Here is a 7,785-nt window from a genome sequence, read left to right on the forward strand (position 1 = left end):
ACATTAATTTTCCCTCGCCGAAACGCAGCGGGGCCGCCCGAAGGCGGCCCCGCTGGATGACGGTCGAGGGTCAGACGTCCTCGTCGTCGGGCAGGTTGTGGCCTTCCACTTCCGGCCCGCTCAGCTTGCGACGCGGATCGAAGCGGTCGTCCACCGCACTGCCCCCCTTCTTCGGCTGGCCTGCGGGGCTGCCGTCGATGGTGAAGTCCTGCTGCATGACGCGCAGGTTCGCCGGCGGCGCGGAGCCGGACTTGTCCTGACCGAAGTAGATCGTGGAGTGCGGGAACGGAATCTCGATGCCTGCCTGGTCGAAGCGCATCTTGACCAAGCGGTTGAAGGCCCGACCCACGCCCCACTGGTCCCCGGGGGTGGTCTTGATCACCACGCGGATGTTGACCGAGCTGTCGGCAAGCGCGGTGACGCCGGCCACGGTCATGTCCGCCAGGAGCTTGAAGCCGTGCTCCTCGCTGGCCTTGAGGTCCTCGAAGGCGAGCTTCAGCTGGTCGATGGCATCGTCGATGCTCTCGCGGTAGGCGATACCGTATTCGCCCACGTGGTTGCCGTACTCGCGCATGTAGTTCGAGACGGTATCCACGCTCGAGAACGGCACGATGTGGTAGGTGCCGGAGAGATCGCGGATCGCCACCGAACGAATGCTCAAGCGCTCGGCGGTGCCGGTGATGCCGCCCACGGTCACCACGTCGCCGGTGTTCATGGCGTTCTCGATCTGGATGAACACGCCGGTGATCACGTCCTGGACGAGCTTCTGGGCGCCGAAACCGATCGCCAGACCCAGCACACCGGCACCGGCGATCAAGGGGCCGATGTTGATGCCGATCTCGGAGAGCAGGATCATGCCGGTGATCGTCACCATGGCGATCGCCAGAGCGTTGCGGAACAGGCTCAGCAGGGTCTTGGCCCGGGGGGAAGGTTCGCCGCCGCCAGTTTCCGGGTTGAGCTTGTGCTCGATCAGACTCGCCAGGGCAAGCCAGATGCCCAAAGACACGATGAGAATCACCGCGATGCTGATCAGCCGCCCGACGATCAGGCCACCACGCTCGGAAGCGTACCAGTTGGCCAGGTGGAAGGCGCCCCAAGCATCCAGCACGACCATGATGACGGCGACCAGGATGATCGTGCGCAGCACGCGCAGCGCATTGGGCACGTAGCTGTTGAGCCGGTGTTCGAGCATCGGCAGCTTGCGGCGCAGGTCGTCGGAGAGCGTGATGCGCCGGCCGATGGTCTGGGTCAGGAAGGTGGACAGCAAGATGCCGATCACCACTGCCGCCAAGGTCTTGAGGGTGGCGAACAGCACGAAGGGCAGCGCCTCGCCTGGACGAATCAACACCAGTACGAACACGATCAAGAAGTAGAGCAGCGCGAACAGGTGCCAGGTACGCGCGAACAGATGCAGCGAGATCCGGCTGGCTGTCATGGTGGAGCGGTTGCCCATGCCGTAGAGGTTGTCGCGCAGGCGCACCCGATTCTTCAGCACCACCGCCACGGCGTAGACGAACGCCAGCACCATGATGAACGTGCCCACGGCCTGGCCCAGGGTGGGCGACACGTAGAAGTTGACCAGCGGTACCACCACCATCAGCCCGTAGCCGACCATGCCGATCAGCCGGGCGATCCAGCGGTTCCAGTAATTGGCCTCGTAGCTCGAGATCGGCAGCAGACGAAGCCCTTCGTAGCTCGACGAGAAGAGCATGCGCATGGCCGCCTTGAGCAGCTCGATGATCAAGAAGGCGTTGAGGAACAGCGATGCCCGGGTCGAGAGCTCGCCGGTTTCCCCCACGGCGAAGGTGGCGATCAGATTGCCCACCACGTAGGCAGCGCCGATCAGCACCACGTCCACGACTGCGGCCAGGAACACGCAGATCACCAGCCGGAAGATGGACGTCACCTGCTCACCGGCTCGCGACCACGTGCTGAGTTTCATGAACAGGCTCTTCGCCAGGCGGCGCAGCACGAAGAAGACGGCGAAGGTGGCCAGGATCACGATGCCAAGGTTGATCGCCGCACTCATGAAGGCGGCGGTATCGAAGTTGCCCCCGCCCTGGCCGCTGAACAACGCACCGACGATTCCCACCGCCTGCTCGAGCTGCGTACCCACGTCCCCCACCACGCGACTGGTCAGTTCCGCCAGTTGGCGCGGCGTCGATACGTCTTCCGGGGCCAGGTTGCCGCCCTCGGCGGCCGCCTCCGGCGACAGCTGGCTTTCAAGCCCCGCAGGAAGCGTGGAAGCCTCGCTGCGCAGCCGTTCGATGAGCTCCTGGCGGGCCTGGTCGTTTTCGAGCAGTTCGGCCAGCGCCTCGTAGGAGGGCGGAGACTGCGTGGAGTCGGCGGTTTCGTCGTTGCCGGCGCTGAGCGTGGTTTGCGCAAAGGCCGGGGCAATCATGGCGAACAGCATAAGCAGCCAAACGCCGAGCCAGGGTAGTGAACGTGATGGCGTCACACCTGAATCTCCCTTTAGGTGGTGGGGGGTAGTCGAACTAACGGCAAAACCGCGTTATGCAAATCATAGCGTTGAGTCGTGAATCCTGCATAACGGGCAGCGTGCAACGACCGATTTCGCAAGGGCGCAGGGTAACACGGCACCTCTTTGATCGTTACCGTGCAGCGCCGGATCAGACGCAGTAAGGCGCCAGCCACTGGGCGGCGAAGGCCAGCACCAGGGCGTAGCGCGCGCCTTTGGCCAGCACGATCAAGCCGATGGCGCGCCACCAGGAGAGCCGCAAGAGCCCTGCCACCACGGTGAGCGGATCGCCGATGATCGGCACCCAGCTGAGCAACAGGCTGTAGGCGCCAAAGCGCGCGTAGAAGCGCCCGGCGCGATCGAGCTGGGCAGGCGAGGCGGGAAACCAGCGCCGGTGGCGAAAGCGGCGCGCGTAGCGCCCGAGCGCCACGTTGACGAGGCTGCCCAGGGTGTTGCCGAGCGTGGCCACGCACCAGAGGGCGAGTACCGTGTGACCCTGGCACCACTGACGGGCGAGCCACACTTCGGAGCCACCGGGCAAAAGCGTTGCGCTGAGCAGCGCAATCCAGAACAGGCTGAACACGGATCGAGGCTGGCGGGCCGACGGCTCAGGGCAGCCGGCCACCGAGCTTGGCGGTGATGTTGTTGGCCGCCTCGCGAACGAGCTGACCCAGGCTCATCAGGCGCTCTTCGGGAATGCGCGCCATGGGACCGGAAACCGAAATGGCCGCGATCGGCATGCGCCGCTCGTCGAAGATGCACGCCGCCACGCAGTGCAGGCCGATGGCGTGCTCTTCGCGGTCGCAGGCAAATCCCTGGCGGCGGATGACGCGCACCTCCGCCTCGATCGCCTCCGGGTCGAAGAAGGTGTTGGGGGTGACCCGCGAGAGCGTATCGTCCTTCAAGAGCTCGGCGCGCTCGTCGTCGCTCATGCCGGCGAGCAGCGCCTTGCCCACGCCCGAGGCGTGCAGCGGCGCCCGCGAGCCGAGCTTGGTGATCATGCGCATCATCTGGGTCGATTCGTGCTGGGCGAGAAACACCGCCGTTGCGCCATCGCGAATGCCGAGGTTGGCGGTTTCACCGGTATCCAGGGTAAGCCGGCGCAGGAAGGGCCGGCTGGTGGCCACCACGTCCCGCGCCTCGAGAAAGCTGTTGCCGATGCGAAACGTCTTGACGTCGATGCGCCAAAGCCCCTGCTCGCTCTCCTGGGTGACGAAGCCCTGGCCCTGCAGCGCCTGGAGCAGGCGATGGGTGGTGGACGGCGCGAGCTCGGCCATCTCGGCGAGCTCGGAAAGCGCCAGCCCCAGCGGGCTCGCCGCCAGATGCTCGAGCAGCGTCAAGCCGCGCACCAGCGACTGGCTGTGCCCGCCGCTTGCCTTCGCGGCTCCCGCCGGGCGTCCTACCGATCTGCGCTTGGCCTCGCTCACCGTACTTTCTCCTCACTCGCTTTCGACGCAAAACCGGCAGGATAACGCGAGGCGCCGCCGAATGTCGCGTTTGCGGAAATAAATCCCACGGCAGCGGATAAAAACGACGATAGCGCCATGCAGGCGCTATCGAGGGTGACGCGGTCGAATCAGGCGCGTTGGCGCTGATCGAAGCCCAGCGGGTGAGGCTCGCCGCGCGCCTTGGCAAGCTCGATCTGGCGCTGGCGCTCGCGGGCGGCGGCGCGGGTCTTCTCCGGCAGCGAGTCGATGCAGTGCGGGCAGCTGATGCCGGGCTCATAGGCCGCGCTTCGCATGTCTTCTTCGGAAATCGGCCGGCGGCAGGCGTGGCACTGCTCGAAGGCGCCTTCGCTCAGGTCGTGGCGCACGGTGACGCGGTTGTCGAACACGAAGCACTCACCGCGCCACAGCGATTTCTCTTCCGGCACCTTTTCGAGGTAGTTCAGCACGCCGCCCTTGAGGTGATACACCTCCTCGAAGCCCTCGTTCAGCATGAAGCTCGAGGCCTTCTCGCAGCGGATGCCGCCGGTGCAGAACATCGCCACCTTCTTGTGCTTGGCCGGGTCGTAGTGCTTGCGCACGTAGTCGGGAAACTCGCGGAAGGTGGTGGTCTTGGGGTCGATGGCGCCTTCGAAGGTGCCGATCTCCACCTCGTAGTCGTTGCGGGTGTCGATGACCAGCACTTCCGGGTCGGAGATCACGTCGTTCCACTGTTCGGGCTCGACGTAGGTGCCCACGGATGCGTTGGGGTCGACGCCTTCGATTCCCATGGTGACGATCTCGCGCTTGAGCTTCACCTTGGTGCGGTAGAACGGCATCTCGTCGCAGTACGACTCCTTGTGGTCGATGTCCGTCAGGCGCGGGTCGGCGCCGAGCCAGGCAAGCAGCGCATCGATCCCTTCGCGGGAACCGGCCACGGTGCCGTTGATGCCCTCGCGGGCCAGCAGCAGCGTGCCTTTCAAGCCGTGGTCGACCATGGTCTGTTTGAGCGGCTCGCGCAGCGCCTCGAAGTCGTCGAGGGTGACGAACTTGTACAGCGCAGCCACCACGATGGGGGCCGTCGGGGAAGAGGCAGTCATGAAATACTCCTGGTAGTCGCCCTCGCAAAGGGCGGACCGGGTTGAAAACGCGCCCATTCTACCAAAGTGCCCGCCCGGCGTGAACGGTGTCGACTTGACGCAGATCATGGTGCGACGGGCTCAATCGTCGATTTTATCGACCGCAGGGCGCCAAAAGCTTCACTTCGGCGCCACCGGCGACGGTCGTATAGTGGGCATCATCCTCCCCCCCTTTGGAGTCCCCATGAAAATTCGTCGCTCGCAGGAGCGTGGTCACGCCGACCATGGCTGGCTGAACTCCCACCACACCTTCTCGTTTGCCCACTATATGGACCCGGCCCACATGGGCTTTCGTGCGCTGCGGGTCATCAACGAAGATCGCGTCGCGCCGGGCCACGGTTTCGGCACCCATGCCCACCGCGATATGGAGATCGTCTCCTACGTGCTGAAAGGCGAAATGGCCCACAAGGACAGCCTCGGCAACGTCGAGATCATGCGCCCGGGCGATGTCCAGCGCATGAGCGCCGGCACCGGCGTGCGCCACAGCGAATACAACGCCTCGGAAAGCGACGGGCTGCACTTCCTGCAGATCTGGATCGAGCCGGACACGCTCGGGCTTGCGCCGAGCTACGCGCAGAAGGCGTTCGCGCCGGCGTCACGCCAGGGCCAGTGGCGGCTGGTCGTCTCCCGCGACGCGCGCGAGGGCTCCGTCGGCATCCATCAGGACATCGATCTCTACAGCGGCCTGTTCGACGGCGAGGTGCCTGCGCTTCCCGCCCGGCGCCACGTCTGGCTTCACGTGGTGGAGGGCGCGCTCGAGCTCAACGGCGAGCGCCTGGAGACCGGCGACGCCGCCGCCCTCGACCCCGACGAGCCGCGCGAGATCGGCCAGGCCGAAGGCGCTCACGTGCTGCTGTTCGATCTGGCCTGAAGCGTCCGGCTCCGGGCATGAAAAAGCGGCCTCCCCAGGGAGGCCGCTTGCGTGTTCGCGCCGGGGAGGTGCGCTCAGTGCGCCGAGTAGAGCACGCGAATCTTCAGGGTGTGCTCGACTTCCCTGAGCGCCTCGAGCGCCTGGGGGCCGTAGGCCTTGTCGACGTCGATCACCACGTAGCCGACGCTTTCGTTGGTCTGCAGGTACTGGCCGGAGATGTTGATGCCGTTTTCCGACAGCACGCGGTTGATCTGGGACATCACGCCGGGCACGTTGTCGTGGATGTGCAGCAGGCGGTGCTTGTCCGGGTGGGCGGGCAACGCCACTTCAGGGAAGTTGACCGAGGTGATGGTGGTGCCGTTGTCGGAGTAGGTGGTGAGTTTCTCCGCCACCTCGATGCCGATGTTCTCCTGGGCCTCGAGGGTGGAGCCGCCGATGTGCGGGGTGAGGATCACGTTCTCGAGACCGCGCAGCGGGCTCTCGAACTCCTCGTTGTTGCCCTTAGGCTCCACCGGGAAGACGTCCACCGCCGCGCCGTTGAGATGGCCGGACTTGATCGCCTCGGCCAGCGGCTCGATCTCGACGACGCTGCCGCGCGAGGCGTTGATGAGCACCGCGCCGGGCTTCATCGCCGCGATCTCCTTCTGGCCGATCATCCAGCGCGTGGAGGGCAGATCCGGCACGTGCAGGCTGACCACGTCGGCGCGACCGAGAAGCTCCTCGAGGCTGCCGACCTGGCTTGCGTTACCCATGCCGAGCTTGGTGATGATGTCGAAATAGATGACGTTGAAGCCGAGCGACTCGGCGAGCACCGAGAGCTGCGCGCCGATGCTGCCGTAGCCGACGATACCGAGGGTCTTGCCGCGCGCCTCGTGGGAGTTCGCCGCGGATTTCAGCCAGCCGCCCTGATGGGCGCGGGCGTTCTTCTCGGGAATGCCGCGCAGCAGCATGATGGCCTCGGCCAGCACCAGCTCCGCCACCGACCGGGTGTTGGAGTAAGGGGCGTTGAACACCGCCACGCCCCGCTTGAGCGCGGCGTTCAGGTCCACCTGGTTGGTGCCGATGCAGAAACAGCCCACGGCCACGAGCTTTTCCGCCGCCGCGAACACCCGCTCGTTGAGCTGGGTGCGCGAGCGGATGCCGATGAAATGAACATCGCGGATCTTCTCGATCAGCGCCTCTTCGTCCAGGGACGTCGGCAGGTGCTCGATGTTTTCGTATCCGGCGTTGCGAAAATTGTCCACCGCGCTCTGGTGGACGCCCTCGAGAAGCAGGATCTTGATCTTGCTCTTTTCCAGGGACGTTTTGGCCATGGCTGAATCAACCCCTATGCTCGGCGACGGGCGCCGTTTATCGGTTCACGAAAGGCCGCCATGGTAGCACAGTGGGCGCCTGGGCCTGGATGAAAACGGTGCGTTTTCAAAATGAACGTGTCGCACGTTGACCGCACGGCGCGGCCAAGGGCAGACGCCACCCCCCGGCCTCGGTGTATACTGTGCGTTTACGGTGGGCGGGCAGGTACGCCGCCTCGAACGGGCGCCAACAGGCAGGCTAGGGTCAATGAGCGACAGCACTCCCCCCGAACAGGATTTCGCCACCACGGTTTCAGCGCTTGAAACCCTGGTGGAACGGCTCGAATCCGGCGAGCTTTCGCTGGAGGAAGCGCTCGGCGCCTTCGAGCAGGGCGTGAAACTCACCCGCGATGCCCAGGCACGCCTGGACCGCGCAGAGCTCAAGGTGCGCGCCCTGACCGAAGATGCGGATGGCCAGCTGCGCGTGGCGCCGTTCGATCAGCCGCCGAGCGCCGCAGGCGACGCCCCCGACGACGACCAGGAGCCAACGCCGCCATGGTAAGCCAGACCCTCACCCGCC

Annotated in this window: 7 protein-coding genes; 2 read left to right on the forward strand and 5 right to left on the reverse strand. The window is 65.4% G+C overall.

Going from position 1 to position 7,785, the window contains the following annotated elements:
* Positions 1-70: 70 nt before the first annotated feature.
* From ybiO to BIS11_RS06955, 4 genes are all read right to left on the reverse strand, one after another.
* Positions 71-2,458: a mechanosensitive channel protein gene (ybiO, locus tag BIS11_RS06940; protein WP_253421820.1), complete on the reverse strand. Its 2,388-nt coding sequence runs from the start codon at positions 2,456-2,458 to the stop codon at positions 71-73.
* Positions 2,459-2,630: 172 nt separating this feature from the next.
* Complete coding sequence (locus BIS11_RS06945) at positions 2,631-3,062, reverse strand: YqaA family protein (protein ID WP_227389949.1); 432 nt, start codon at positions 3,060-3,062, stop codon at positions 2,631-2,633.
* A 25-nt stretch (positions 3,063-3,087) separates the two neighbouring features.
* A complete protein-coding gene (locus tag BIS11_RS06950; RefSeq protein ID WP_253421823.1) occupies positions 3,088-3,906 on the reverse strand; it encodes an IclR family transcriptional regulator C-terminal domain-containing protein in 819 nt (272 codons plus the stop codon).
* A gap of 149 nt (positions 3,907-4,055) precedes the next feature.
* Entirely contained in the window at positions 4,056-5,003 is a 948-nt protein-coding gene (locus tag BIS11_RS06955; RefSeq protein ID WP_253421826.1) for a rhodanese-related sulfurtransferase, read from the reverse strand.
* Positions 5,004-5,226: 223 nt separating this feature from the next.
* Here BIS11_RS06955 and BIS11_RS06960 point away from each other — a divergent pair, with 223 nt between their 5' ends.
* Positions 5,227-5,913, forward strand: a complete 687-nt coding sequence (locus BIS11_RS06960; protein WP_253421829.1) for a pirin family protein — start codon at positions 5,227-5,229, stop codon at positions 5,911-5,913.
* Between the two features lie 74 nt (positions 5,914-5,987).
* Here BIS11_RS06960 and serA read toward each other — a convergent pair whose 3' ends face one another.
* A complete protein-coding gene (serA, locus tag BIS11_RS06965) occupies positions 5,988-7,226 on the reverse strand; it encodes a phosphoglycerate dehydrogenase (protein ID WP_253421832.1) in 1,239 nt (412 codons plus the stop codon).
* A 247-nt stretch (positions 7,227-7,473) separates the two neighbouring features.
* On the opposite strand from serA, the gene BIS11_RS06970 reads away from it, so the two are divergent.
* Complete coding sequence (locus BIS11_RS06970) at positions 7,474-7,767, forward strand: exodeoxyribonuclease VII small subunit (protein ID WP_253421834.1); 294 nt, start codon at positions 7,474-7,476, stop codon at positions 7,765-7,767.
* Positions 7,768-7,785: the final 18 nt, after the last annotated feature.

The sequence above is a fragment of the Halomonas sp. 707D4 genome, assembly GCF_024158685.1.
GTDB lineage: Bacteria > Pseudomonadota > Gammaproteobacteria > Pseudomonadales > Halomonadaceae > Vreelandella.